General features: G+C 61.8%; 20 protein-coding genes. 8 read left to right on the top strand and 12 right to left on the bottom strand.

The genetic code is table 11. From position 1 onward, the window contains the following. The first annotated feature begins 32 nt into the window (after nucleotides 1-32). On the top strand, nucleotides 33-662 hold the full coding sequence (locus CRI93_RS08415; RefSeq protein WP_098062186.1) for a thioredoxin family protein: 630 nt from the start codon (nucleotides 33-35) through the stop codon (nucleotides 660-662). Between the two features lie 73 nt (nucleotides 663-735). On the opposite strand, the gene CRI93_RS08410 is transcribed toward CRI93_RS08415, so the two are convergent. Then, entirely contained in the window at nucleotides 736-2,118 is a 1,383-nt protein-coding gene (locus CRI93_RS08410) for a sigma-54-dependent transcriptional regulator (protein ID WP_098062185.1), read from the bottom strand. A 243-nt stretch (nucleotides 2,119-2,361) separates the two neighbouring features. On the opposite strand from CRI93_RS08410, the gene CRI93_RS08405 reads away from it, so the two are divergent. After that, nucleotides 2,362-3,198 carry an ABC transporter substrate-binding protein gene (locus CRI93_RS08405; RefSeq protein ID WP_176521789.1) on the top strand — a complete coding sequence of 279 codons (837 nt, stop codon included), beginning with the start codon at nucleotides 2,362-2,364 and terminating at the stop codon, nucleotides 3,196-3,198. Between the two features lie 31 nt (nucleotides 3,199-3,229). Further along, a complete protein-coding gene (locus CRI93_RS08400; protein WP_281252687.1) occupies nucleotides 3,230-4,276 on the top strand; it encodes a FecCD family ABC transporter permease in 1,047 nt (348 codons plus the stop codon). A gap of 600 nt (nucleotides 4,277-4,876) precedes the next feature. Here CRI93_RS08400 and CRI93_RS08395 read toward each other — a convergent pair. Together CRI93_RS08395 and CRI93_RS08390 are read right to left on the bottom strand one after the other, a co-directional pair. Then, on the bottom strand, nucleotides 4,877-8,380 hold the full coding sequence (locus CRI93_RS08395; protein ID WP_098062182.1) for a DUF4175 family protein: 3,504 nt from the start codon (nucleotides 8,378-8,380) through the stop codon (nucleotides 4,877-4,879). A 93-nt stretch (nucleotides 8,381-8,473) separates the two neighbouring features. Then, on the bottom strand, nucleotides 8,474-9,145 hold the full coding sequence (locus tag CRI93_RS08390; RefSeq protein WP_098062181.1) for a hypothetical protein: 672 nt from the start codon (nucleotides 9,143-9,145) through the stop codon (nucleotides 8,474-8,476). A gap of 191 nt (nucleotides 9,146-9,336) precedes the next feature. On the opposite strand from CRI93_RS08390, the gene CRI93_RS08385 reads away from it, so the two are divergent. From CRI93_RS08385 to CRI93_RS08375, 3 genes are all read left to right on the top strand, one after another. Further along, on the top strand, nucleotides 9,337-10,062 hold the full coding sequence (locus CRI93_RS08385) for a hypothetical protein (protein WP_141491629.1): 726 nt from the start codon (nucleotides 9,337-9,339) through the stop codon (nucleotides 10,060-10,062). A gap of 436 nt (nucleotides 10,063-10,498) precedes the next feature. Then, complete coding sequence (locus tag CRI93_RS08380; RefSeq protein WP_098062179.1) at nucleotides 10,499-12,358, top strand: putative nucleotidyltransferase substrate binding domain-containing protein; 1,860 nt, start codon at nucleotides 10,499-10,501, stop codon at nucleotides 12,356-12,358. A gap of 192 nt (nucleotides 12,359-12,550) precedes the next feature. Beyond that, nucleotides 12,551-13,231 carry an exonuclease domain-containing protein gene (locus CRI93_RS08375; RefSeq protein WP_098062178.1) on the top strand — a complete coding sequence of 227 codons (681 nt, stop codon included), beginning with the start codon at nucleotides 12,551-12,553 and terminating at the stop codon, nucleotides 13,229-13,231. A gap of 211 nt (nucleotides 13,232-13,442) precedes the next feature. Here CRI93_RS08375 and CRI93_RS08370 read toward each other — a convergent pair whose 3' ends face one another. From CRI93_RS08370 to CRI93_RS08355, 4 genes are all read right to left on the bottom strand, one after another. Continuing rightward, nucleotides 13,443-13,910, bottom strand: coding sequence for an RES family NAD+ phosphorylase (locus CRI93_RS08370; protein WP_141491628.1), 468 nt, complete (start codon nucleotides 13,908-13,910; stop codon nucleotides 13,443-13,445). A gap of 50 nt (nucleotides 13,911-13,960) precedes the next feature. Then, nucleotides 13,961-14,398 (bottom strand): type II RES/Xre toxin-antitoxin system antitoxin, encoded by a 438-nt coding sequence (parS, locus tag CRI93_RS08365; protein ID WP_098062176.1) that lies wholly within the window; start codon nucleotides 14,396-14,398, stop codon nucleotides 13,961-13,963. 102 nt (nucleotides 14,399-14,500) lie between these two features. Beyond that, nucleotides 14,501-15,145 carry a hypothetical protein gene (locus CRI93_RS15140; protein ID WP_141491627.1) on the bottom strand — a complete coding sequence of 215 codons (645 nt, stop codon included), beginning with the start codon at nucleotides 15,143-15,145 and terminating at the stop codon, nucleotides 14,501-14,503. A gap of 44 nt (nucleotides 15,146-15,189) precedes the next feature. After that, nucleotides 15,190-16,218, bottom strand: coding sequence for an ImmA/IrrE family metallo-endopeptidase (locus tag CRI93_RS08355; RefSeq protein ID WP_176521788.1), 1,029 nt, complete (start codon nucleotides 16,216-16,218; stop codon nucleotides 15,190-15,192). 258 nt (nucleotides 16,219-16,476) lie between these two features. Between CRI93_RS08355 and CRI93_RS08350 the strand changes: the two genes are divergently transcribed. Both CRI93_RS08350 and CRI93_RS08345 read left to right on the top strand, forming a co-directional pair. Further along, the gene (locus CRI93_RS08350) at nucleotides 16,477-18,267 is read left to right on the top strand and encodes a site-specific DNA-methyltransferase (protein ID WP_098062174.1); all 1,791 of its coding nucleotides are present in this window, start codon (nucleotides 16,477-16,479) and stop codon (nucleotides 18,265-18,267) included. A gap of 39 nt (nucleotides 18,268-18,306) precedes the next feature. Beyond that, nucleotides 18,307-20,967 (top strand): DEAD/DEAH box helicase, encoded by a 2,661-nt coding sequence (locus tag CRI93_RS08345; protein WP_098062173.1) that lies wholly within the window; start codon nucleotides 18,307-18,309, stop codon nucleotides 20,965-20,967. A 46-nt stretch (nucleotides 20,968-21,013) separates the two neighbouring features. On the opposite strand, the gene CRI93_RS08340 is transcribed toward CRI93_RS08345, so the two are convergent. The 5 genes from CRI93_RS08340 to pyrE form a co-directional block, all read right to left on the bottom strand. Then, nucleotides 21,014-21,634 carry a transposase gene (locus CRI93_RS08340; protein WP_098062172.1) on the bottom strand — a complete coding sequence of 207 codons (621 nt, stop codon included), beginning with the start codon at nucleotides 21,632-21,634 and terminating at the stop codon, nucleotides 21,014-21,016. Between the two features lie 54 nt (nucleotides 21,635-21,688). After that, the gene (locus tag CRI93_RS08335; RefSeq protein ID WP_098062171.1) at nucleotides 21,689-22,414 is read right to left on the bottom strand and encodes a phosphatase PAP2 family protein; all 726 of its coding nucleotides are present in this window, start codon (nucleotides 22,412-22,414) and stop codon (nucleotides 21,689-21,691) included. Further along, nucleotides 22,407-23,459 (bottom strand): recombinase RecA, encoded by a 1,053-nt coding sequence (recA, locus tag CRI93_RS08330; protein WP_098062170.1) that lies wholly within the window; start codon nucleotides 23,457-23,459, stop codon nucleotides 22,407-22,409. Before recA ends, CRI93_RS08335 begins: the two co-directional genes overlap by 8 nt. A gap of 147 nt (nucleotides 23,460-23,606) precedes the next feature. Further along, on the bottom strand, nucleotides 23,607-24,899 hold the full coding sequence (locus tag CRI93_RS08325) for a competence/damage-inducible protein A (RefSeq protein WP_098062169.1): 1,293 nt from the start codon (nucleotides 24,897-24,899) through the stop codon (nucleotides 23,607-23,609). A 36-nt stretch (nucleotides 24,900-24,935) separates the two neighbouring features. Continuing rightward, nucleotides 24,936-25,598 (bottom strand): orotate phosphoribosyltransferase, encoded by a 663-nt coding sequence (pyrE, locus tag CRI93_RS08320; protein ID WP_176521787.1) that lies wholly within the window; start codon nucleotides 25,596-25,598, stop codon nucleotides 24,936-24,938. Nucleotides 25,599-25,636 lie beyond the last annotated feature (38 nt).

Here is a 25,636-nt window from a genome sequence, read left to right as displayed (position 1 = left end):
TCGTTCTCTCGAAACCAATCCCCAACACACCCATGACTCGTTCTCTGTGGACCACCGCCCTCGCGCTGCTGCTCATTGCGGGTGGCACGCTTGCCTTTCACGCCGAGCCGGTCGACGACCCGGAGGTAGATGCACCTGCTCCCGATTTCACCCTGACCGACACCAATGGCAACGAGCACAGCCTCTCCGATTTTGAGGGAGAGTACGTCGTGCTCGAATGGCTGAACTTTGATTGCCCGTTTGTGGGCAAGTTCTACGGAAGCGGTGAGATGCCGCGCCTCCAGGAAACGTATCGCGAGGACGGCGTGGTGTGGCTTTCGATCGTATCCTCGGCACCGGGCACACAAGGCCACTTTCCGCCCGATGAAATGAACGCGCGAAATGAACAGGAAGGTGGTCAGCAAGATGCTATCTTGATGGATCCAGAGGGCACCGTCGGCCAGATGTACGGGGCGCAGACGACGCCGCACATGTACGTCATCAATCCCGAAGGCACGCTCATCTACAAAGGCGGCATCGACAGCATTCCGTCAACGAACGTGGATGACATTGACGAGGCCACGAATTACGTGGTTGAGGCGCTTGACGCTGCGATGAACGGTGAGGAGGTGCCGACCAAGACCGCTCCGCCCTACGGCTGCTCGGTGAAGTACGCGGGATAAGGCATCCATACGTTTCGTAGACCCGGTAGGGACACGGCGCGTCGTGTCCCTACGGTGTTTTGTTACGGAATCCTTACCGCTCCACCTGTTCGTCGAGGTTATAGCGCTTGCGTTTGTCCCACAGCGTTTTTTTGGAGATGCCCAGCGAATCCGCGATGCTGGCGTAGCTTTCATCGCGGGTCTGCAGGGTGCGCAAGATATACGCCTTCTCCAGGTCCTCGATGGTGCGTCCGAGCGGAAACTGAAACGCGCCGGCGGTGCCGTGCACATCGCCAATCTGGCTGGGGGGCGCCAGCGTCAGGTCCTCGGCGGTGATGCGGACGTCTTGGGCGAAGATCATCGCGCGCTCCAGCACGTTGCGTAGCTCGCGCACGTTGCCGGGCCACATATGATCGAGCATCTTGGCCTCGGCATCTTCGGTGAACCCCTGCACGTTGCGCTTCAGTTCGTTGTTGAAGCGATCGATCAGCGAATCCGCAATGATCATGACATCGCGCTCCATGTGCCGAAGCGCAGGCATCTTCACGTTTACCACGTTGATGCGGAAGAAAAGGTCTTTGCGAAAGGTTTTGTCCTTGACGCTGCTCTCCAGATCCGCGTTAGTAGCGCAGAGCACGCGCGTGTTCACGGTGCGGTCCTCGACGCCGCCCAGGCGCCGAAACGTGCGGCTTTCCAGAAAGGAGAGCAGCTTCGCCTGCAGGGCCAGACTCATTGAGTCGATTTCGTCGAGGAAGAGCGTGCCGCCGTCGGCAATCTCGAACATGCCGGGCTTGGCGTTGCTTGCGTCGGTGAAGGCGCCCTTTTCGTAGCCAAAGAGCTCAGCTTCGAGCAGGTTGTCGGGCAGGGCTGCGCAGTTGATCTCGGTAAACGCTTCGCGTGAGCGGGCCGAGTTGTAGTGCAGCGTCTGTGCGGCCAGGTTCTTGCCCGTGCCCGTTTCGCCCGAAAACAGCACGGTGGTATTGGATGCGCCGGTCAGCGTCTGGATGGTTTCGCGTACCTGCACAATCGGATCACTCTCGCCCAGGATACCCGAAATGGGATACTCGGCCTGCTGCTTCTCCTTAATCTCGTCCAGCTCCTGCTGTGCGCCATACAGGTCGATGGCCTTTTCGAGCAGCGCGCGCATCTCTTCGAGGTTCACCGGCTTCTGCAGGTAGTGAAAGGCTCCCTGCCGCATGGCCTCGACCGCCGTCTGCACCGACGAATGCGCCGTCATGATGATGACCGGCACGCCCACCTCGCGTTCATTCAGGGCGTCGAGGAGCTCCACACCCGTCATTTCTGGCATCATCATATCGGCGAGAATGACATCTGGAGGCTCCCGGTCGCCGAGTTCATCCAGCATGCGTACGGGATTCACAAACGCCTCGACATGATAGCCGTCGCGCTCCAGTACATTGGTAAATAACGTACCAATCTTCGGTTCGTCGTCAACAATAAAGACACGCTTCTGCATAGCGGACACCAAAAGAGGGAGAAAAAGACACTAACGTAGTACGATTACCCGTCAAGACGTGCACGGGAAGGATTAAGAGATTATGATAACTGCAAAGTTTACATTTCGATGTTTCAGTTGTTCGTAAAAATGAGAGATTTTTTCCGGTTGTGTCGTTTTGCTCCATTAGCGACAGGCGTAGTGCTCCTCTTTGCCCTGGCAACAGGTGCAGGATGCGACACGGCTTCTGCGCCCGATCGTACCGTGACCGACGCGCTGGGGCGCTCTGTGGCGGTGCCCGATACGGTGCAGCGCGTGGTGCCGCTGGCACCCAACCTCACCGAGCTCGCTGTGGCGGCAGGCGGAGCCGACCGCCTGAGGGCGGTTACGGTCTCTGATAACTATCCCCCCGCGTTGGTCGACACGCTGCCTCGCGTGCAAACCCTACCTGTCGATTACGAGGCCCTTGTGCAGCACAGTCCCGATCTGGTGTTGGCCACCGACCAGGTGAACAGCCCCGGCGATGCCGATCCGCTCGCGCAGATGGGCGTGCCCACCTACTTCTTCTCGTTTGATGCCGTGGACGACATCTTTACCAGCATCGAGACGCTGGGCACGCTCATGCGTACCGAATCCGACGCCCAGGCTCGCGCCGACACGCTGCGCCGGGCCTTTGATGCGCTGCGCACCGCCACAGAATCAGTCCCTCGGCCCCGCGTGCTGATGCTCGTGGGCGATGAGACGCTCTATGCGTTTGGTGGACCCAGCTACGTGCACACGCTCATCGAGGCCGCTGGCGGCACAAGCATCACCGATCACTTCGAGAGCGCGGCCCCCACGCTCAGCGAAGAGTTCGTGCTGCAAGAAGCCCCCGACGTGATCATTGGGCTGTTCGAGGCCGAGGCGCCCACCGAACACCTGCTGCGGCTGCACCCTACGTGGGATGTAGTACCGGCGCTTCAGAATGACCGTGTGTACACTGTGGACGCAGACCTCGTGTCGCGGCCCGGACCGCGCGTGGTGCAGGGCGCGTATCGCATCGCCACGCTTCTGCATCACGATCGTGCACTCCCCGCGCCGCCGTCGCTCCGTTTGCCTTAGCGCTTGTGTGTAGCCTTCCACGCCCCCTGATATGCGTACCACGTTGTGTTGGAGCAGCCTCGCAGCAGCTACGCTTTTCACCCTGGGAATGGCGCTTTCACTGGGCAGCACCAACATCTCGTTTGCTACGACCTACCATGTGGTCGTCTATCGGGTGCTGGAAGCATTCGGCGGCGCATCCGCACTGGCATCGCCCGATCCGATAGCGGAGCGCATCGTGTGGGGGTTGCGCCTGCCGCGCGTGCTGCTGGCGCTGCTCGTAGGGGGCGGACTCAGCGTGGTAGGCGTTGCCATGCAGGCGCTGGTACGCAATCCGCTCGCGGAGCCGTACATCTTGGGCATCTCCAGCGGGGCCTCGGCGGGAGCGTCGCTCTTCTATCTGGGACTGCTGCCCCCTGTGCTGGGACAGGCGCTGTCGATGCCGCTTGCTGCTTTCCTGGGTGGACTGCTGGCCATCGGAATTGTCTACCTGGTGGCGTACACCGGCACGCGGCTGAGCGTGGCACGGTTGCTCCTGGCCGGGGTCGCCATGTCGGCGCTGATGGCGTCGGTCACGTCGTTTATCACGTTCTCCTCGCCCGATCCCGGTAAACTGCGGGCGGTGCTGTTCTGGCTGCTGGGCTCACTCAGCGGCACGCAGTGGGGCGAACTCATTCCGCCCCTTGCAACCACCGTCGCAGGCACCGCCTTTCTGCTCGTGCTGGCGCGCCCACTCGATGCCATGCTCATCGGCGAAGAGTCGGCCTACCATCTGGGCATTCCGGTAGAACGCTTAAAACGCGCGCTCATCCTGCTGGCCGCGCTCATGACCGGCGCCCTCGTGGCCGTGGCGGGGGCTATCGGGTTCGTCGGACTCATTGTGCCGCATGCCGTCCGGCTGGTTGTGGGCGTGGGACATCGACGGGTTGTGCCCTTCTCGTTCGTTGGGGGCGCTCTCTTTCTGGTGTGGGCCGATCTGGCCGCCCGCACCATCTTGCCCGAGCAAGAACTGCCCGTTGGCATCCTCACCGCGCTCTGCGGCGTGCCGTTCTTCCTGGTGCTCCTGCGCCGTGGTTCGTACGGGTTCGGAGGGTCGTAAGCCGCTACGTTTTCAGGGGGATGCGTAGCGTTTTGCTCACTCCGTACACGGCGTCGCATCCCCAAAAGCTTCCGCGTCCATGGATGCTCGGTCTCGGGCGCCGGAGTGACGATCCTGTAGCGCGGGACTGGAACGTCCTGCGCGTTAGCGATTCGTCATACGCCGCCCTGACAGGTTTAACACCTGGCATGGTGAGCAGGCGACGACGAAGCCCCGACCATTGATCTCCCGCATGGTTGGTGAATGCCCACCGGATGCGAGGCCGTGCCGGGCGTGGAGGAGATCCTTCGACTTCTGTCGACGGCTGTCGGTATTCGCTCAGGATGACAATGGAAGATAGGACGATCCCTCCAACAACACTGTCATGGTGAGCAAGCGAAGCGCGTCGAACCATCTCCGGCACCGTTGGCGGAAGCCTACCAAACGAAGGCTGTGCCCGGTGTGGGGGAGATCCTTCGACTTCGCATCTGCCTGGCGCAGATGCTCCGCTCAGGATGAAAGCCTGTGAGAGAGCGAATCTCTACCAAGAAAAATCGGTCTTAACGCGGGACGAGTCCCACTTCTACACATCCAAACCTCCATTCCTCCACACTTTCACACCTACTCCTCCTGCGCCTCAAGCGCTTCAAAATACCGGCGGATGAGTGCTTCGTAGTCGTCGCTGTAGCCGCCCTCCAGCGCATCCAGCAAGCCCTGGCGTAGTACCTCGGTCGCCTCTTCTGGCGGAAGCTCACCCGGAGCGCGGCGCTGCTCCATCTCCCGGGCGCTGCGCCCTTCGCGGCTCTCGCTCTGGCCCTGCGACTGCAACGCCTGTTGCGCTTGCATCATCTGCGTGACGATGCGCTCCTGCCGGTCGAGCAAGTCGCGCTCGTTGCGCGGATTTTCCATCTCTTCGAGCGCCTGCTCCATCTCATCCGCAATCCGGTCCAGGTCGCCCATCATACGGTCAGCGGCGTCTTCCTGGCTGAGCGACTGGAGCTGCTGTTGGAGGCGGCGCTGCTGCGCTCGAAGTTGCGAGCGGCGTTCTTGCTGATCTACACTCAGGCGCTCGCCCGCCACATTCTCCAGGTGCTCCTGCAGCGCCCGGTTGAGCGCCTGCTGGTCGCCCGTCATCTGTTGCATCTGCTGCTGCATCTCACCCATCGACATGCCGCTGCCCTGGCCGCCTCCGCCCTGCATCTGGTCGAGTACGTCGGAGAGAAGCTTCGCCAGTTCGTTTAGGCGCGTCATGGCCTCGGTCTGAGCCGGATGCGCCTGGCGTCCGTTGCGGGCGTCCAGTTCGTTCACGGCAGTCTGCATGGCGTTGAGGCCCGCACCCAGCTTCTGGCGCACCACACGCGAGAGCTGCGGGGTGTTGCGGGCCACCGCCGACAGCGAGTCGCCCACCGATTCGAGACCGGTACGCAGGCGCTGCTGCTCCTGACTCAGCGAGCGCAGCTGCTCGCCATCGCTGCTGAGGCGGCTGGCTTCGCTGCGTAAGCGCTCCTGCGCATCCGAAAGCCAGAGCGTGTTCTCCAGCGCATACCAGATGCCCTGCGTATTGACCGACTGCTGCCCCTGCGACATGCTTTCCGACATCTGGCTGAGCGACGAGGCCATCTCGCTTAGTCCGTCGCTGGCTTGCTGCTGCGAAGACTGCGCCGATTGAAAGTCCTGGTTCTGAAGCGATTCGGCGGCCTCCTGCATCCGTTCCTGAATGCCAGATTCGCTCATCTGCTCCTGCATGGCCTGCATCTCCTCTTGCGAGAGGCCCGGCGCATCCGAAAGCTCGTCGCTCATTTCGCTGAGGGCTTGCTCCAGCTCCTCCATGCGCTCGCGGGCGCGCTCCTGCTGCCGACTCAAGTCCTGGGCCGATTGCTCGCTGTTTTGTGCGGATTCGGAGCTGTTGGCTTCTGACGCATCTGATTCAGCGCCGCTCTCCTCGCTGCTCTGGGAGGGGTCGGTGTCTTCCGACGACGTACTATCCGATTCAGCAGCGGCCTCAGTATCCGCCTGAATGGCGTCTTGGGTGTCGCGGAGCTGCTCAGCGCGGTCGCGCATTTCGTCGAGCTTCTGCTGGGCGCGCAGCTTCTCGAAGAGTTCCTTCGCGCGCTCCAGCCGCTCCTGGTACGACTGCATGTTCTCCTCCACCTGCTCCATAGACTGCTGCATCTGGCGGAAGTCCATCGACTCCATCGACTCCTGCAGCTCGCGGAGTGCGTCTTGAAACTCGGGATCGTCGATCTCGCGGATGACCTCTTGCAGCTCGCGATACATCTGGCGCGTTTCCTCGCGGTTCAGGTCCTGCTGCTCCATCTGGCGCGTGGCTGATTCCATCTGGCGGGCCGCCTCTTCGACCTGGCGGCTCATCGACTGCTGCTGCTGACGCATCTGTTGGGCCTGCGACTGCTGTTCCCACGAGGCCTCTTGCGTGCGGCGCACCTCATCGCGAAGCTGGCGGAACTGCTCCTGCATCGACTGCGACTGCTCGCGAACCGACTCCAGCGAGGAGGCGGCGCGGTCTTGCGTCTCGTCGAGTTCGGCGTAGCGCTCGGCTGCCGTCGGCACGCGCAGCCGCTGGGTGGGCGTTTCGGCAGATTTGAATCCGCTCACGGCGTCGTTATCCCACACCTCGGCGTAGTACACGACCTCGTCGCCGGGCAGCAGGTCAAGGCCGCTGTCTTGCACCAGCAGCCACGTGTGCTCTACCTGCTGTTCGGTGCGCAGCGGACGCTCCAGCGGGATCTCGAAGGATTCGTAGGCGGAGGGAGCTTCGGGCGCTGCATCGTCGCGTTCGGTGTCACCGCGGTCGAGGCGGTAGTGCACGCGCAGCCGCGCAAAGCCGAAGTCGTCCCGCAAACGCAGCGCCAGTTCGGCTACGCGGTCGGCCTTCAGTGCTGTGGTGGCTCCGGGCGCTGCAAACGACACGCGGGGCGGCTGGTCGGCCCGTGCGGTTACGTCGTAGCGCACCGGATCGGGGTTGGCCACGCCGTCGGTATTGCGCAGGTGGATGTGGTAGGTCGCGGCTTCGGAGACCGTGAAGGTGCCGGTGGCCGTGCCGTCGTCAATCTGCATGGGGCGCTCGCGCCCGTCGTCGAAGCGAAGCACGGCCTCGGTGATGGGACCGCCGCCGAGTGTGGCGTCTACCGACACCTGGCTGCCACGCAGAGCGGTGACATCGCCGGAGTTGGCAGCGAGGCGCTCGGTTTCCTCGCGGGTGTAGGAAGGCGGATCGACCGTTACATTGAGGCCGCGCACGAGGGGACGCGTGGACACATCTACAGTGTAGGTAGGCGAGGTGACGCTCGGTGTGCGCACCCGATACTCGAATCCAGAGCGCACGTTAGGCAGATCCAGCGTCCACCGTGGGCCGTCGCTGCGGGCGGTCATGCGCTGGGTGCGGATCCCGTCGGGGGTCTCCATCTCCACAATGACGGATGCCGGATCGGTCGCGCTGATGCGATCCACCAGGGCGGCTTCAATGGTGAGCGCCTCGCCTTGCACACGCTCTACATTGCCGGGGGTAACCGACAGCGCATACGGCGCAGGGCGCTCAAACGAGGTCGTTGGCGCTAACAGCCGGGCCGAGGCGTTAGGCAAGACCGTCCACGCCAGCAGGGCCACCAGCGCGGGCACGAGCAGCCAGGGCGCAGCGCGGCGCACACGCTCCGGCTGCACAAGGGCATCAAACGGATGCGGCTCCAGCGCCTCGCTAAGCTGCGCTACCGCCGCGGAGCGCACCGCAGGCGGAGCCGTGCTGCTGCGGCCTTCGTCAAGCTGAAAGAGCGTAACGAGCCGGTCGGCAATGGCGGGTGTGGCGGTGCCTACAGAGCGCGCCAGGGTCTCATCGGACGGCAGCGGCCAGGTGCCGGTCCACTGCAGAAAGGGCGGAAGGACGCGCATCCCTACGTATCCCCCCAACAGCGCCGTGGTGGCGGTAAGCAGTGCGGTCCGCAGATTCGTGGGCATCCACAACCAGGATTCGAGCGCAACAGCTGCCAGAACGAGCGCAGCCACCGCGGCTCCGCCCCAGCAGAGCGCAGCCAGGGACCGGAAGAGCGCATCGCGGCGATACATGCGGCGCAGCCGCTTCCGAAGCGATGCAACAGAAGGAGACGAGTTCATGACGCGGGCGGGCTTGGACAGGCATACAACACTACACGATACCTTCGAGCGCGAAGGGGTGTTTCTGTCTGAAGCCGGGGCGGGCACCGCCGGCTACGACCAGAACCAGCGTACCACCGGCAGGCGGCGCAGGCCCAGCACGTCGATCTTGGTAGCGTACCAGGCCAGGTCGGCGCCGCGCTGCACGCCGCGAAAAGTCGCGACCTCGGCAGTAAAGCCCACCAGCTTGTCGATGAGCGCGGTGGTGGCCTGCTGCTGCGGACTATCATCGTGGAGCCAGAAGCGCAGAATCTGCATCACCGCTTCGGTGCAGAGCGCCAGTACGGTCGGTTGCAGAGCCACATACCGGTTGGTGTCGGGCAGCGTGTCTTCGCTCGCAAGGCGCTGCAGCTCCGTGCGAATCTGCTCGCGAACGCCCGCCTCGCAGCGCATTGACGTGTCGAAGGTGGCCTGCACGAAGGCGCGCTGTTCGCCGAGTGCATCCACCAGAATGTAGAGAAACGTGGCCAGGCGCTCCTCGAATGAAAAGCGTTCGTAGCCCTCGGTAGAGAGGCGCAGCAGGTGATACTGCGTAAAGATAATCGTGTAGAATGCCTGCAGTGCCTCCTCCGGCTCATCAAAGTAGGAGGCGAAGGTTAGGCGGTCGGTGCGGGCTACGTCGCAGATCGCCTGCGTGGTGAGCGCGCCGGGATCGTCGTGGTACACCGCAATGGCGGCTTCAATGAGATGCTTCTTCTCAGCAAACTGATCGGGATCGGTCAGCATACGGCAGCAGGGATGGTGCAAAAGGTCAGATACAGGCGGCATGTGCAGAATGGATGGCCGTATACGACGATGGGGCGTCGGGGTTGAATCGATTGCATCTGTCTGCGTTAACTCGTTGATTATACAACATGTGATAGCACGTGTCCCCTGCTACATTGGTTGTTTTGTATCAAGAAATACGTGCCCACGCTATGTCTACATATACTCGTTTTGGTACTTCGATTGCTCTTGCCTTCCTCGTTATATGCGCTGGATGTGGCGGCGTAGGGAAGCTTTTGGGCACGCGCTACATCGACCTACCGCTGGGAAATGCGGGCGTTGTGGACGTGCAGGCTGATGCGGTTACAGCGCAAACAACCCCGGTGGCAGTAGACAGCATCCGGTTTCCAGAGCGCCTGTCGGTAGCCAATGCGCTGCGCGTCCGCCAGAGCCAGGTAGAGATGACACGCGGCAGCGGCACTGGCACGGTGGAGCTGATGATGCTCATTGACGGCTACCCCATGGCGAACTGGACGGTGCGGGTTGAGGACGGCACGGCAGTGGACGTAACGCCTACCGAAACATTCGTACCGGGCATGATGCGCCGCGAAGACTATGAACAGAACGCCGATCGCGAGCCCATCCCGCGTGAAGAGTGGGAGGCCATGCAAATCACTATGCAGCAGCTTCCTGAGGCCCAGCAGCCCACACTGGCTGAGGACCTGCCGTCCGGGTTCTTCGATGGGAGCGATTACAGCGTCAGCGAGGAGACGCTGGGTATCATATACAGGGGGATGCAACAGGCAATCTCCAACCGAGAGTTTAACGCAGCTGTGGCCGCACGTGCTGAAGGCGACGTGAGCGGCACCCTCCAATTGGACCCGCTTACCGTGAAGTTCTTTGATTCGGGACAGCGCATTATGGGTGGGCTGGAGTAGTGCGAGTTGAGAAAACGAAGTTAGGGGACGGGTGAGAAGACGGCCCACGCCTCCTTTTCGATCTCGACATGGGAATGCTGTTGCATGTGAATGTACCATGTCCTTTCCAACAGACAGTAGGGACACGGTGTGTATCTGTTTAGCGTGGTTCCATAACCATCCGGGATATCCGCTTCGCCTCTGATCCCGGGCTAAGGGTTCTTTGCTTACGCTCGTCGCATGGCACAAAGAGCATGACCTTCGGCCCCTCTGCCCCGCTAACTTGGTTTAGATACCGCCCGGAACGTCCGCTACGCTCCCAGTTCCGGGCTACAAGTCGCTAAACACGTACCACGGCGCGCCGTGTCCCTACAGGGTGGATGCTCCGCCCATTACGTCGTATCTTACCTGGTGCATCCCAGCCAGCCGCCCGCGTCAGACGCACAGAGGGTCCGCTATGAGCACGCCGCCTGTTGAAGTCACCGAAGTGCTGCGCTTTGTGCGCGAGACGCCGCCGTTCGACGTGCTCCCCGACGCTGCGCAGCGCCGCATGGCCAAGCACATCGAGATCAGCTATGCGCCCGACGGCACCGTGGTGCTGCCGCTGCATGCCGAACCCGAAGCGCTCTACCTCATCCGCTCCGGGGCGGTGGAGCTCCACGACGAAAACGATCGCCTCGTAGCACGCCTCGATGCGCACGACTTCTTCGGCTACCCCGCGCTGCTCACCGATGCACCTGCGCAGCGCCGCTGCACCACCATCGAGGATACGCTGCTCTATCAGATACCCGCCGCCTACTTCGACACGCTGCGCAGCGACTACCCGGCGGTCGATCGCTTCTTCAATCGGGCCTACGCCGACCGCCTGCGCGATGCCATACGCGAGCAGCAGACGCAGCAGGTCTTCACCACGCCCATCAGGCGCCTCATCACGCGCGAGCCGATCACGATTGATGCGGATGCTACGATTCGGGACGCCGCTCGGCGCATGTCGGAGGCCCGCGTGTCGTCGCTCATCGTGACCGGTGGCGATACGCTGGGCATCCTTACCGACCGCGACCTGCGCAACCGGGTGATCGCAGAAGGCCGGTCGTATGATGCGCCATGCCGCATCATCATGACCGACGAGCCGGTCACCATCTCCGCCGACGCCTACGCGTTTGAGGCGCTCCTGGCCATGAGCCGCCACAACGTGCATCATTTGCCGGTATTCGACGGCGAACGGGTCATCGGTATGGTCACCACCACCGACCTGATGCGCATGGAGGCCGATCATCCGGTGTATCTCGTGGGTGATGTCTGGAAGCAATCCTCGGTCGAGGGGCTCACCCGCGTATCCAACCGCCTGCCGCAGCTCATGCAGCACCTGGCCGATGCCTCTGCGCATCCGGCGGACGTGAGCCGTGCCCTCACCACCGTGGCCGATGCGCTCACGCAGCGCCTCATCGAACTGGCGTACGACGAGATCGGGCCGCCGCCCATTCCGTTTGCGTGGATGGCGCTGGGCTCGCAGGCGCGCCACGAACTGTCGATTCACTCCGACCAGGACAACGCGCTCGTGCTCTCCAACGACTACGACGCCATTCAGCACGGCCACTACTTTGAGCAACTGGCCCGCTTCGTGTGCGATGGCCTGGACGCGTGCGGATTCGTGTACTGTCCGGGCGATGTGATGGCTACGACCGATCGCTGGCGCCAGCCGGTAGATACATGGCGTCGCTACTTTCGCAACTGGATGGATGAGCCCGATCCGAAATCCCTCATGCACGCCAGCATCTTCTTCGACTGGCGCCCCGTGGCCGGAGCCGTGCAACTGGCCCACAACCTGCACGACTTTGTGCTGAAGCGCACGCCCAACCAGTCCATCTTTCTGGCGAGCCTCACCGTAAATGCGCTGGAGCACACCCCGCCGCTCGGGTTCTTCCGCCAGTTTGTGCTGGAGCGCCACGGTGGCGAAACCAAGACGCTCGACTTGAAACTGAACGGCCTGGTGCCCATCGTCGATCTGGCACGCATCCACACGCTCGACCGTGGACTTGCACCCGTCAACACGTTGGACCGACTGGAGGCGCTGGCGCAGAGCAACTCCTTCGCCGCCTCCGATGCGAACGACCTGAGCGATGCCTTCGCGTTCATTGCCACCGTGCGGATGCGCCACCAGGTCAGCCAGCTCCGCCGCGGCGAAACGCCCGACAACTACGTGCCGCCCAGCGCCCTTTCCGATTTTGAGCAGCGCCACCTGAAAGACGCGTTCAAGATCGTGCGGCGCATGCAATCGGCCCTCGAACAGCGCTTCCAGACGCACTTCATCCGATAGGCGACGAAGCCCCGACTGCTGTCGGAGAAACCATCTCCTGCCCTTTTGGCGGGTGCCTACCGGGAGAGAGAGGTTGTGCGAAGTGCGCGGGAGATCCTTCGGCTTCGCGTCTCCGTGGCGGAGCCGCTGCGCTCAGGATGACAGCGTTTGAGGAGTACATTTCAATCTAACCATTGACCTGTGACACCGCTCATGCTCTCCTCGCTCTGGCTGGATGCAACGCGCTGGTGGTGGATGCGGAAAGACGTACACGAGCCCCTGCGCACCGTGCTCCACACCGGCCCGCCCCGGGCGCACACGCCCATCGCCGACATAAAAATCGTCGCCGTCGACCTGGAGCTTACCGGACTCGACCCCCGTGCCGATCAGATCGTAGCCATTGGGTGGGTCGTCATCGAACAAGGGCGCATTCGGATGCAAAGCGCCCGGCGCACGCTCGTGCAGATTGACGGCTCCGTGGCCGACAGCGCTACCGTGCACGGCATCGTCGACGCCTCGCTGCAGGACGCTCTGCCGCTGGCCGACGCCTTGAATCCGTTATTGCAAGAAATGACCCGTGCTGCACTTCTCGCCCACCATGCACCTGTTGAGCAGCGCTTCCTGAACGCCGCGTGCCGTTCGTGCTTCGGTGCGCCGCTGCTGGTGCCTGTCATCGACACGGTGGCCCTCGGACGCCGCCTGCTGGAACGCGGCACCCGCTCCGCTGCCGACGACGCCCTGCGTCTCCCCGCCCTGCGCCAGCGCTGCGGACTCCCCACCTACCCCGCGCACGACGCCCTCACCGATGCCCTTGCCACTGCCGAGCTTTTCCTGGCCCAGTGCACGCGGTTTGGCGACATAGGCGATATGCCGCTCTCCGTGGTCCGGTCGTAAATCTACGGAAAGACCGCACCCTCCGCTTCGCCCACCATGCACACCGCGCCCCAGCATACTGTGTGGCCCTTGAGGTCCAGCATCGCGCAAGTGCGGGCTCTCGATTTCGATACAGAAAAGCCGTCACAAAACAAAGCGATCTTGCTCGGTCCTCATGGACTCCGTTCAGACCTGACAGGTCTCGGAGACCTGTCAGGTCTTTTCACGACGGTCAATCATCCAGCAGACGTGAATCCAGTTGAAGCAGAGTCGGATCGCCGATCTCCAGCATATCATAATCCGGATGCAGCGGATTGATCAGGTAGTTCGACTCTATCGGCTCAATCACACTCGGCACCTTGAGCACAAGCGACCGCTGCGAGCGCGTCCACTCGTCGCCCACAGACTGACTCACGGGGCCGTACGGATGGGCGTCCCATCCCTCGGGAATTGGATCGGGTTCGGTGACGTGGTTGCGAGAAAAGCGCACCGATATGCGCACATACCGGTTGAGGTGCGTGCGCTGATTCACACGCACCAAGAGCTCCAGCGTCGCCAGCGCAACCGATTCCGCCGTGTACACCACCGGCACGCCCACGCTGTTGAACCGTCCGCCATACCGCTTAGCCCCGTCTCCACTGAATGCGGTGTCCTGGTACTGAGCTTGCGTGATACGCCATGCGGTCATCCATTTCGCCACGACAGAAGAGAGTGGAATGCGTCAGAAAGATGGGGATGTGAAGCAAGCAGCTATAGCGATACGCCGTGCTCGATCTGACCGAGCAGCTGATCCACGCGACGGGCACCGGGCTCGGTATCCGCAAACTGAAGCGGCGACTCATCGCCCAGGGCCATATTCGGTGTGTGCATCCACGCACGGGCCTCTTCGGTCGCGCCAAACACCGCCTCAGCATGACGTACGAGCCGAAGCAGCCGCAATGCCCGCTCCGACTCATCGGGACGCAGCACCCCGTCCTTCTTGCGGCGCGTTAGCGTGCGCTTGGGAATCCGCACCACGCGCGCAAGTTCGGCATCCGTAAGATCCAGCGCCGTCTTGATGTGCGTGAGCACCTCGGACGGCACGCCCTCGCGAATGAGCGCGATGGTCTCCATCGGGGAGGCATCGGGAGCCGTTGCATTCTGTGCGAAAGATTCAGCATCCGTAAGCGACATGACCGTGTCAGCCATTTGGCGAGGAAGTATGTGCCGTCTGGCGCTATCACGATGCTTGTACGGGTGTAGTTCCTCCGAAACGCAAGACTTGACAGGTCTTCAGATCTGTATCTGGGTTCAGACACCGGGGGCCAGGAGCGTACCCGTTTGCTGGCGGAGCTTGCGGATATAGCTGTCAAGAGCTTCGATTGCAGTGGGTTTTGGGGTGCTGAGGCCTCGGCTAAAGACTATCGTGTTGATGGTGGTATCAACATCGGGACTGCGCACGACAGATTGGCGCACCTGTTCGTATAAACCCGAAGATGCAAACGAGCGGACGATCTGCTCCAGGCAAAGTATCTGCCCAGCAAGTGTGCGTGCGACTGGATCTGCAGACTGGTGGAGCGCCTGTACGCATCGTTTGTCGCCTGTAACCACGCGGCAGCTATCGTCGTGTGCACATGCTGCCGAAAAGAGAAGTGCCTCACCTACGTCGAGCGCTTCGATCATCAACAGGCGACTGAAAACTTCCGTAGATACACCGCTTTGGTCGACAAAGAACAAGTATTTGGATGAAGACACATCCGCTGCAAGTTGCTCAACTCGGTGTACGACCTCATCTCCAAACCGATCGCGAACAGACGGGTTTTTCCGAGCGACATGCGGAAGCGTGGCTAACACTCCGATGTCTACCGAAGAAGGTTCAAATGCGGATCGCAACGAACTCCACAGGTCCCAGGCAGCCAGCTTGAGGACGATGTCGTTGTCAACGAATAGAACCAAAGTTGTTGGACGTGGAGGTCAAAGAAATGAGAATGGTCTCGTCTCTATGCAGCTACAGGATGATCCACGGAGCCACATCCCGTAACGCGCATCAGAAACTGGGCACTCTCGTCAGGCAAGTTCGACCAGGACAGGCGCTCGCGCAGGATGGAGCGAATCTGTTCGTGGCCTGATGGCCCATCAGGCAACTCGTTGAGCGCTGCATTGGCAAGCGCCCACAAATTATTGGGGGCGTGAAACGCAAGATTCAAGACAAGAGCGCCCGGATCGATCTGTTCGCGCTGCCCCACATCCATAGCCGCTTGGGCCAGTTCCGCTGCACTTGCATACCGATCTTCGCTCACGATCGTCTCGGGATCTCCCGTGATAAGCTCGACGGCAAAACGGTTTGCCTCGTTCTCATATGCATCGTCTGCATCGGGCGCTGTGCTGTATTCCTCATCCAGCCGTGCTTCGTGATCTTGGAGATGATTACGGCAGAGATGTCCAAGTTCGTGTGCAAGGATAAAGAGCAGCCAGGACGGATGACTGTGACTCTTGTTGATGATAATCGCAGGCGCCCCAGCCTCTGTGAGAACAGCCATGCCGTCCATCTTCTTGTCCGGAACGTCTGCAATGGGGAGCACAGGAATCCCCTGGTCCCAACAGAAGTGCAGGAGTTCCTTGAGGCCGACCCACGACGCCCCGGTGTTGAGGATAGCAGTCCGGATGGCCGAAGCCTCCATGCCTTTCCACTGAAACGAGGTTGGGGGGGCATGGGCAGCCATCTCTGCCGCACGCATTGAGACCGCCCGCGCCCACGTCACGTGTTGGCCCGTGATGTCGTGGCGCAGCTTGAATTGGGTCGCTGCAGTATCGCGTACGGACAGTTCCTGCTCGGTGTGCAGAAGCGCTTGTAGATCAATGCCAAGATGTTTGGCGATGTACCCCGCGCCTTGCAGGACAAGATGGGGGTCCGAGTCCATATCCCGACTCCACCACGAGGGGAGCACGTACTCCTGGATATACGACGGAGAGACCCCGGCCTGTTCGAGGCGCGTGTAGAGCGACTGCATGGAGGTAATCTTCGTCATAGCGTCACCCCGTGCGTTGAGAAAGGAGCTCTCTTGTTGGCGTGTATAACACAACAAGCGTACGTATTGATGCACGAAAAGGCAAAATCGTCTTCTAATAATAGACCTGACAGGTCTCCGAGACCTGTCAGGTCTGGTCTTGTGCCGCGTCGTTTCGAAAATCATGCATGGGCCTGCACACGGGGTTGATCCAGGCACCGGCGCTCGGTATGTTACGTACCCACACACCAATGATATACCCCCGCACATCCAACCGCTATGCCCGCGCTCAATTGGATTGGCAAAGACGCCGTTCGCAGCCATCATCAGGAGGTGCCGTTTCGGCTGCTGCGGGAGGACGCCGACCGCGCGGTGGGCGACCCCGACGCCGACAACCTGCTCGTGCAGGGCGATAACCTGATTGCTCTGAAGGCGCTCCTTCCGTACTATGCCGGACAGGTGAAGTGCGTCTACATCGATCCGCCGTACAACACGGGCAACGAGGGCTGGGCCTACAACGACAACGTGAACAGCCCGCAGATGCGCCGCTGGCTCGGCGAAACCGTGGGCAAGGAGGCCGAAGACCTCTCGCGCCACGATAAGTGGCTCTGCATGATGTATCCACGCGTCATGCTCCTGCATGAACTGCTGGCCGCCGACGGCTCGTTCTGGATGAGCATTGACGACAACGAGGTGCACCACGCTCGCGCTCTGCTGGATGAGATCTTTGGGCGGAAGAACTTTGTTGCCAGTGTGATTTGGCAGAAGGTCTATTCCCCCAAGAACTCCGCAAACTACTTTTCGGAGGATCACGACTATGTCCTTGTTTACGCCAAAGACAAAGAAAACTGGGACCGTAATTTGCTGCCGAGGACGGAAGAGCAAGACTCCGCATACATTAATCCGGACAACGATCTGCGTGGAAAATGGAAACCGTCTGATCTATCTGCTCGCAATCCTTACAAACACGGGACATACTCGATCACAACACCTTCTGGGCGTGAAATTGAAGGACCACCAACAGGAAGGTACTGGTCCATTTCGAAAGAGAAGCTGGAGCGTTTGGATGCCAATAACCAAATTTGGTGGGGGAAGGAAGGAGACAGCATCCCTCAGCTAAAGCGTTTCTTGTCTGATGTTCAGGATGGCCTCGTCCCGCAAACCCTGTGGACGTACGACGAGGTGGGCCACACGCAAGAAGCGAAGAAAGAACTGGTTGAGATCTGCGACTTCGATTCGTCGGGCGATGTATTCGTGACGCCGAAGCCCACGCGTCTCATCGAACGCATTCTGGAGATTGCGACCGATCCGGGCGATCTGGTGTTGGACAGTTTTGCGGGGACGGGCACGACCGGGCACGCGGTCCTCAAGAAAAACGCCGCCGATGGCTACGACCGCCGGTTCATTCTCGTGGAGTTGGAAGAAGACGTGGCCGAGAACGTCACCCTGCAGCGCCTGAAGCGCGCCACTGAGGGCTACGAATACGAAGGTACCGAAAAGACCACGCTCATGGAAAAGGAGATCCAGGTCCGTGAGTTGAAAAAAGGGAACGAGATCTACGCAGAAAGCGAAGCCATCAAACAAGAAAACGAAGACGACTACGACACGATTAGCCGCTCGATGGATGACGGCGTGTTCACGCTTACCGGCAAAATAAAAGTCACCGACCGCAAAGAGGGCCTCGGCAGCGGGATGCGCTACGCCACGCTGGGTCCGGTCCTGATGGACGCCAACGGCACGGTCCGCCGCGACGTAGCGTACAACGACCTGGCGCGGCACATCCACTACGCCGAAACCGGCGCCCCGCTTCCTGCTGATGCCGACATGAACCCGCCGCTCGTAAGCCAGCACGACGGTATGGCCATCTACCTGCTGTACAACGGCGTACTGGGCGATGCGCGTCCCGAAGGCGGTAACGTGCTCACCCGCAGCGTACTGAACGACCTGCCCACAAACGGCACATCCGGCCCCAAAATCGTATACGGCGTAGCCTGTCGGGTGAGCGAAACCGCCTGCAACCAACACGGCGTCATCTTTCGGCAGATCCCGTATGACGTCCGCTCCGCATAGCCCGCACCTCGCCGCCCCACCTCCGCATCCCCCCAGCCCATGTTTCAGCTTAAAGACTACCAGCAGCAAGCCCTTACCGACCTGCGCGACTACTTTCGCCTCGTCAACGATCTCGATGATGCTGATGGCGCGTACTACAAGATCACCGGGCGTACGCTGAACAAGCGCGTGCCGTACCAGCCGGTGCCCGGTTTTGAGGGGATGCCGTACGTGTGCATCCGCATTCCAACAGGCGGCGGCAAGACATACGTGGCCGCGCACGCCGTCGGCACCGCCACCAACGACCTGCTCGGGGCCGACCGGTCGGTGGTGCTCTGGCTCGTCCCTACGAGCACGATTCTGGAGCAGACCATCGAGGCCTTGCAGACGCCAGGGCACCCGTACCGCCGTGCACTGGAGCAGCACGCCCCGTCGGTGCGCGTAATGAGCGTATCGGATGCGCTGGAAGTCAACCGCGCCACCCTCGACACCGCCACCACCGTCATCGTGGCCACGATGCAATCCTTTCGGATCACCGAAACCGAAGGGCGCAAAGTGTATGAGGATGCAGGCGCGCTCATGGATCACTTTAGCGATCTTGCGCCCGAGCAGACGCATCATCTGGAAGCGTTTGAGGACGGCACGCCGAAGCGCTCGCTGGCCAACGTGCTGCGGCTGCGGCATCCGATTGTGATTGTGGACGAAGCGCACAATGCGCGCACGCCGCTTTCATTTGAGACGCTGCGCCGCTTTGCGCCGTCGTGCATCATCGAGTTCACCGCCACACCCGACCTGGATGAGCGTCCCAGCAACGTGCTTACGAGCGTGTCGGCGGCCGAACTCAAGGCCGAGGATATGATCAAGCTGCCCATTGAGCTTACGGTGAAGCAGCCGTGGTACGAACTGATGGAAATTGCCATTGAGCAGCGCGATCACCTGGAGGATGTAGCCGAAGAAGAACGCAACGCCACGGGCGAGTACATCCGGCCCATCATGCTCATCAAAGCCGAGTCGGCCCGAGGCCGTGATCCGCTAACGCCCGACGTGGTGGCCGATGCGCTGCGCGAGGAGTTCCAGATTCCCGATGAGCAGATCGCCATCGAGTACAAGAGCCACAACGATCTGGAAGGCGTCGATCTTTCGGATCCCTCATGCCCCATCCGATACGCCATCACTGTACAGAAACTGGGCGAGGGCTGGGATTGCCCGTTTGCCTACGTGCTTTGTTCGGTGGCGGCCATGCGGTCGAATCAGGCTATCGAACAGATCGTGGGCCGCGTGCTCCGGATGCCCAACGTGCAGCGCAAACAGCACGACGCGCTCAACAAGGCATACGCGTTTGGGGCCAACGACGAGTTTACAGAGGCGCTGACCAGCGTGCGCGATGTACTTGTGCAGAATGGATTTGAGCGCCAGGAAGCCGACACGCTCGTCCGGAAAAGTCTACGCCGGCAGCAAGATCCCGACCGCGGCTACGGACCGCTTTTCGAGGGGCAAGAGGATGCCGAGCGCGCCGCCCCGACGGCGACCGTCACGATCACTTACAACAAAGCGCCCGACCTGGACGCCCTCCCGGACGAGCCCAAGGGCGCGGTTGACGTAGATGCGGGTGCGCAGACGCTCACATATCAGGGACCGCTCAACGAAACCGACCGCCAGATGCTGAACACCTGCTTTGAGGGCGATGCCGAGGCGCAGGATCAGGTGGATGCGGCGTATCGCACCATACGAGAAAAGCATGAGCAGCGTCCGGTGCCACCCGTGGAGCGGGAGGCCGAGCCCTTCACCGTGCCCCAACTCGCAATCGAGGACAACGGCACGCTCGACGTGTTCGAGAAAACGCACATCCTGGACCGTCCGTGGTCGCTTTCCGACTTCACACCGAAGCTGCCCAACTACGAACCGACGCGCCCCGAAGGCCAGCGCGGCACCATCGACACCGACGATGACGGACGCATCCGCATCGCCTCCATGGGTCCGATTCAGCGGCAGCTTGCTCTCCTTGATGACAACAGCGACTGGACCGTTGCCAACCTCGTGGCCTGGCTCGACCGGTCAATTCCGCACCAGGACATCACGCCCCAAGACGCCACAACGTATCTTGAACGGCTCATTCAGCGGCATCTCATCGAAGAGCAAGGCTACGAACTCAATGCACTGATCCGCGACAAGTACCGCTTGAAGCGCGCTGTAGAGAGTCGGATCCACACGCACCGCAACGAGGCCCACAAGCAGACTTTTCAGACGCTGCTGTACGGCAACGGCACCGCGCCCAAAGTGACGGTATCGCCAGAGGTGGTCTTTGAATACCAGGACGAATACGTCTACCGCGCGCTCTACGACGGGCCGTACACGTTCCACAAGCACTACTACGGTCCAGAGAAAATCGGCGACATGAACGGCGAGGAGGCGCAGTGTGCCTCGTTTATCGACGGGTACGCAGCGACAAAGCACTGGGTACGCAATCCCGAACAGAAGCCGCGTCATGCGTTCTGGCTGCAAACCGCTACCGGCAAGTTCTACCCTGACTTTGTGTGTAAGCTTCGCGACGGTAGAAAACTGGTGATCGAGTACAAAGGCAGTCACCTGGAAACGGGCGACGACGCCACCGAAAAAGAGAACGTCGGCCAGGTCTGGGCTAAGCGCTCCGGCGGCGAGTGCCTGTTCGTCATGGCCCGCGATAACAATTACGGACCGATTCGGGCGGTGGTGGAGGGGTGAGCAATGAGATCAGGACTGCAATGTAGACCTGTCAGGTCTTTTCTCGTTATAGGTCCTTATCTACATTCGTCTCGAACGAGAGGTCGGTAAGTGCATCGGGAAGGCTCGTATCTACGCGATGGGCCTGCTGGACGGCGTCGCGTCCGCCGAACTGCTCCAGCACGAATTCGCGTTCGAGATGCGTGGGGGTGTGACTTTGTAGGGTGGCATACGAGGAGTGCGGCCATGTACGAAAGTCGGCCACGAAGCCGTGATGCGCTGGATTCTGATGGATGTAGCAGACGAGACGTTGGAAATAGCGGTCGGTGTCAACCGGGATACGGTGGAATCCCCGCTCGAAAAGGCTGCCGGTCCGTTCATATGCCTTGTTGATCGCCTTTGCATATCCGCTGAAGAGGTTGGCAAAGGCGCGTGAGTATCGACGAGGTGTAAGAGGTTCAGACGAGTGAGTCTCCTGCTGGCGTGACGTTCGCATAGCGACCAACAGATGAAAATGATTGGGCATCAGGCAGTACACGTATGTTTTGGCGATGGGCGTAACATGGTGAGAGTACTTCTTCAGAAAGTAGCGGTAGTTGCGCGCCTCTCGAAAGATGGTCGCTCCATTTATGCCCCGGTTGTAGATGTGGTAGAACTGTCCGGGCTGTAGCGGTACCTGGCTGGACATGGTGAAAGGGGGAGCCTGATGTGTTATGCGAATTTAGTTAGACCTGTCAGGTCTTTAGTAATTCAACGGCACCGTAACCTGCACAGCGGGCATGTCCACGCCCTCGTGCGGGTCGAATACGGTGGGGGTGATGGCGTCGCCGAGGAGGTGGATGAGCACGGCCATGCCGCTGCCGATGGCGGTGCCGACGGCGACATCGCTCACGTAGTGTACACCCAGGTGCACGCGGCTGAGGCTGGTGCTGGTGGCCCACACGGCGGCTGGAGCGATCACGTACCAGCGCGGGTGGCTTAGACTCCACGATGTGGCCATGGCGGCGGCCAGCGTGGCGTGCCCCGAGGGCATGGCGGTGCGGTCGTCGAGGGTGAGGGCGCGGGACTTGGTGTCGGCAAGGCCGTCGCGGCGGGTGACGAGTCCGGCGGCGTAGGGACGCGGGCGCCGGATGATGCGCTTTAGGGTGTACGTAACGGCGTACGCCCCGGTCATGGAGAGACCGAGGCGATAGGCATTGGCAAAATCGGATTGCGACTGCGTGCTCAGCGCGTATCCACCCGCCGCGACGGGTCCGCCCAGGAAGAGCGGCAGGGCGATACGATCTGCGACAGATGACAGTTCAGGCAGCGGAGACCCCGCACAGTACAGGGCGACTGAGGTGCGTGCATCCCAGTGCGAAAGGTCGGAAGCGGTGCAGGCCGGGGCTTGGGCCTGTGCTTCCCCCTGTCCCCCTACCGTGAGCAGCAGAACCAGCGTAACCCAGCACCCGGCGCAGCGCCTACGCATCTTCTTCGGCGTCTTCTTCGTCTTCCACCTCGTCCTCGTCGGGCTCAATCATGCCCAGTTCGATGCGGATCTGGCGCTTGATTTCTTCGCGCTCTTCGTCGTGCTCCTTCAACCACTCTTTGGTGGCTTCGCGGCCCTGGGCGATGGTGTCGTCGTTGTAGGAGTACCAGGAGCCGCGCTTCTCGATGATGTCGGCTTCTGCGCCCAGGTCAATAAGTTCGCCCAGCGAGGAGATGCCTTCGCCGTAGATAATCTCGAACTCAGCTTCTTTGAACGGCGGCGCGACTTTGTTTTTCTTGACGCGCACCCGCGTTTTGTTGCCGATGACGTCGGAGCCGTCTTTGACCGCGCCAATGCGGCGGATGTCCATGCGCACCGACGAGTAGAACTTGAGGGCGCGTCCGCCAGAGGTGGTTTCGGGGTTGCCGAACATGACCCCGATCTTCATGCGGATCTGGTTGATGAAGATGATCGAGGTTTTGGTTCGGTTGATGGTTCCTGCCAGCTTGCGCAGGGCCTGACTCATGAGGCGAGCCTGCAGGCCCACGTGGGTGTCGCCCATGTCGCCTTCGAGCTCGGCCTGCGGTACGAGGGCGGCCACGGAGTCGATGACGATGACGTCGAGCGCGCCGCTACGCACGAGCGTGTCGGCAATGTTGAGCGCCTGCTCGCCGGTGTCGGGCTGCGACACGAGCAGGTTGTCGATGTCGACGCCCAGGTCGCCCGCGTAGTTGGGGTCGAAGGCGTGCTCGGCGTCGATGAAGGCACAGGCGCCGCCCAGCTTCTGGGCTTCGGCGATGATGTGCGTAGCGAGCGTGGTCTTGCCCGATGACTCGGGCCCGTAGATCTCGATAATGCGTCCACGGGGCACGCCGCCCACGCCGAGGGCGTTGTCGAGGGTCAGCGAGCCGGTGGGAATGGCTTCGACCTCTTGCACGGGCTCGTCGCCCAGGCGCATGATGGAGCCTTTGCCGTGCTCGCGCTGAATCTGCTTCACGGCGAGGCCGAGGGCTTCGTCTTTTCCGGATCCGTTGTTTTTGGCCATGGCAGTACAGGGGAAGCGTCAGTCGAGGAACAGGAAGAACCGGCGGGACACTGGGATGCCGGGTGATGCTATACCATAGGCGGTAGATAGAGTGCCGAGCGCGCTGTGCAATTCACGGCAAGCCTGTGGCGGTGCAGGTAAGACCCATTAGGCGGCGGAATCGTAACGTGGGGAGGCCGTCGCCCGGTCCTCGCGCCGGTTGAGCTGGCGGCGTATCATGTCGAGGGCGGCGGTGGCGAAGAGGGCTTTGTTCATATGGCGGTCGTTCACGAAGCGAACGTGCGTGGCGTGGGTGCCGTGGGCATCGGCGTAGCCAATCCAGACGGTGCCTACGGGTTTGGCGTCGCTGCCGCCGCCGGGCCCGGCAATGCCGGTGGTGGCGATGCCGATGTCGGTGCCGAGTAGGGAGCGCACGCCGTCGGCCATCTGCCGCGCCACGGGTTCGCTGACGGCGCCGTGTGAGGAAAGAACCTCGGCATCCACCTGTAACTGATTGATCTTGACAGGGTTGGCGTAGGCAATAACGCCGCCCGCGTAGTAGGACGAGGACCCCGGCACGTTGGTCAGGCGATCGCCTACGAGTCCGCCGGTGGCGCTTTCGGCGGTGGATACGGTGAGCTGGGCATCGGTGAGGCGGCGTCCGAGCGCTTCGGCGAGCGAGACATTGCCGGTGGCAAAGATGTGGGCGTCGGCGCGTTCGCGGATGCGCGCTTCGGCGGCATCGAGGAGCTGGGTGGCGGTGTCAGGGTCGTCGGCGCGGGCGGTGAGGCGGAGGCGCACGCCGCTGGTAGAGGGCAGGTACGCCAGCGACACGCGCTCGGGCAGCAGCGTTTCGGCATCGCCAATTTCTGCTTGCAGGTCCGACTCGCCAATGCCGGTGGTCTGCAGCGTGCGGTGCGCGGTGGAGCGCAGGTCGGTCCGGTCGGCCAGGAGCGGCTGTACGGAGGCGTCGAAGATCGCTTTCATCTCGGCGGGCACACCCGGCAGCACAATGAGCAGGGCGTTATCGGAGGCGGGACCCTGAAAGCGGAGGCCGGGGGCGGTGCCAATGGGGTTGGCGAGCTTCTCAAACCCCGCAGGCATGTCGGCGATCTGGGCCGCGCGCTCGGGTACGGGACGGTTGCGCTCGGTGTAGTAGGTCTGCAGGCGCCCCCAGAGCACATCGTCGCGCTGCATCTCGACTCCCAGAAAATCAGCGACAGCAATTTTGGTGAGGTCGTCGTGCGTGGGACCAAGTCCGCCCGTAATCACGACCAGGTCGGCGGCAGCGCAGGCGTCGTGCAGGGCCGTGCGGATGCGGTCGTTACGGTCGGCGAGTGTGCGTTCCTCGATCACCTCCAGCCCCATCAGGCTCAGGCGCTCGCCCAGCCAGGCGGCGTTGGTATTCACAGTCTGGCCGATGAGCAGTTCGTCGCCGATGGAGAGAAGATACGCATCCATAAAGACAGAGCGGACACAGTGGGAAAAACGAAAGGGTTACGCGGTGGTCGGTGTCCAGTCGCTGGGCGCGCGGTGCCAGCGCATCACGTCGTCGTAGGCAGCGGATGAGAGGCGGCCTGTGTCGCGTGCCACCTGGGCAAGCGTTTCGAACGTAGTGAGCGCGTGCAGGGAGCAGTCGGCGTCGGCGAAAGCCTCGCGGGCAGTGGGGAAGTCGTACGAGAAGATGGCGAGCACGCCCTGCACGGATGCGCCGGTGCGCCGTACGCCGTGCACCGCGTCGAGCGCCGATCCGCCAGTAGAGACGAGGTCTTCGACGATGATCACAGAGTCGGTAGCTGCAACGCGTCCTTCCACCTGGCGGCGGCGTCCGTGCGACTTGGCGGAGCTGCGAACGTAGGCGAGTCCGGTGTGCAGGCGATCGGCCAGCAGGGTAGCGTGTGGAATGCCGGCGGTGGCGGTGCCTGCCACGACGCGAGGCAGGTCGTCCTGCTCGGCGCAGTACGCTACGAATCCCTCTTGAATGCGGGCGCGGGCATCGGGCGCATCCAGCAGTACGCGGTTGTCGCAGTAGACGGGGGCGATCCATCCCGAAGACCACGTGAATGGGTCATTGGGGCGCACTTGCACGGCCTCCTCATTCAGCAGTACGTGTGCAATTCGGACAGCGAGGGAGCGAGGGGCCGTGGTGCAAGTGGACACAGGCAAGGGCGACAGGTGAGCAGAACAGCGTCGGATCG

Origin of the sequence: Longimonas halophila, from assembly GCF_002554705.1 — a bacterium.
Lineage (GTDB): Bacteria > Bacteroidota > Rhodothermia > Rhodothermales > Salinibacteraceae > Longimonas > Longimonas halophila.
Note: the sequence above shows the minus strand (reverse complement) of the source record. Positions and strands in the feature narration are given on the sequence as shown.

Excerpts from the sequence above, each read along its gene's own strand:
- CRI93_RS08375 (WP_098062178.1), top strand. The coding sequence starts at position 12,551 with ATGCTCTCCTCGCTCTGGCTGGATGCAACGCGCTGGTGGTGGATGCGG.
- CRI93_RS08390 (WP_098062181.1), bottom strand. The coding sequence starts at position 9,145 with ATGCTGACCGATCCCGATCAGTTTGCTGAGAAGAAGCATCTCATTGAA.
- CRI93_RS08345 (WP_098062173.1), top strand. The coding sequence starts at position 18,307 with ATGTTTCAGCTTAAAGACTACCAGCAGCAAGCCCTTACCGACCTGCGC.
- CRI93_RS08395 (WP_098062182.1), bottom strand. The coding sequence starts at position 8,380 with ATGAACTCGTCTCCTTCTGTTGCATCGCTTCGGAAGCGGCTGCGCCGC.
- CRI93_RS08415 (WP_098062186.1), top strand. The coding sequence starts at position 33 with ATGACTCGTTCTCTGTGGACCACCGCCCTCGCGCTGCTGCTCATTGCG.
- CRI93_RS08340 (WP_098062172.1), bottom strand. The coding sequence starts at position 21,634 with ATGTCCAGCCAGGTACCGCTACAGCCCGGACAGTTCTACCACATCTAC.
- CRI93_RS08335 (WP_098062171.1), bottom strand. The coding sequence starts at position 22,414 with ATGCGTAGGCGCTGCGCCGGGTGCTGGGTTACGCTGGTTCTGCTGCTC.
- recA (WP_098062170.1), bottom strand. The coding sequence starts at position 23,459 with ATGGCCAAAAACAACGGATCCGGAAAAGACGAAGCCCTCGGCCTCGCC.
- CRI93_RS08400 (WP_281252687.1), top strand. The coding sequence starts at position 3,230 with ATGCGTACCACGTTGTGTTGGAGCAGCCTCGCAGCAGCTACGCTTTTC.
- CRI93_RS08385 (WP_141491629.1), top strand. The coding sequence starts at position 9,337 with ATGTCTACATATACTCGTTTTGGTACTTCGATTGCTCTTGCCTTCCTC.
- CRI93_RS08350 (WP_098062174.1), top strand. The coding sequence starts at position 16,477 with ATGCCCGCGCTCAATTGGATTGGCAAAGACGCCGTTCGCAGCCATCAT.
- CRI93_RS08325 (WP_098062169.1), bottom strand. The coding sequence starts at position 24,899 with ATGGATGCGTATCTTCTCTCCATCGGCGACGAACTGCTCATCGGCCAG.
- CRI93_RS08380 (WP_098062179.1), top strand. The coding sequence starts at position 10,499 with ATGAGCACGCCGCCTGTTGAAGTCACCGAAGTGCTGCGCTTTGTGCGC.
- CRI93_RS08355 (WP_176521788.1), bottom strand. The coding sequence starts at position 16,218 with ATGACGAAGATTACCTCCATGCAGTCGCTCTACACGCGCCTCGAACAG.
- parS (WP_098062176.1), bottom strand. The coding sequence starts at position 14,398 with ATGGCTGACACGGTCATGTCGCTTACGGATGCTGAATCTTTCGCACAG.
- CRI93_RS08410 (WP_098062185.1), bottom strand. The coding sequence starts at position 2,118 with ATGCAGAAGCGTGTCTTTATTGTTGACGACGAACCGAAGATTGGTACG.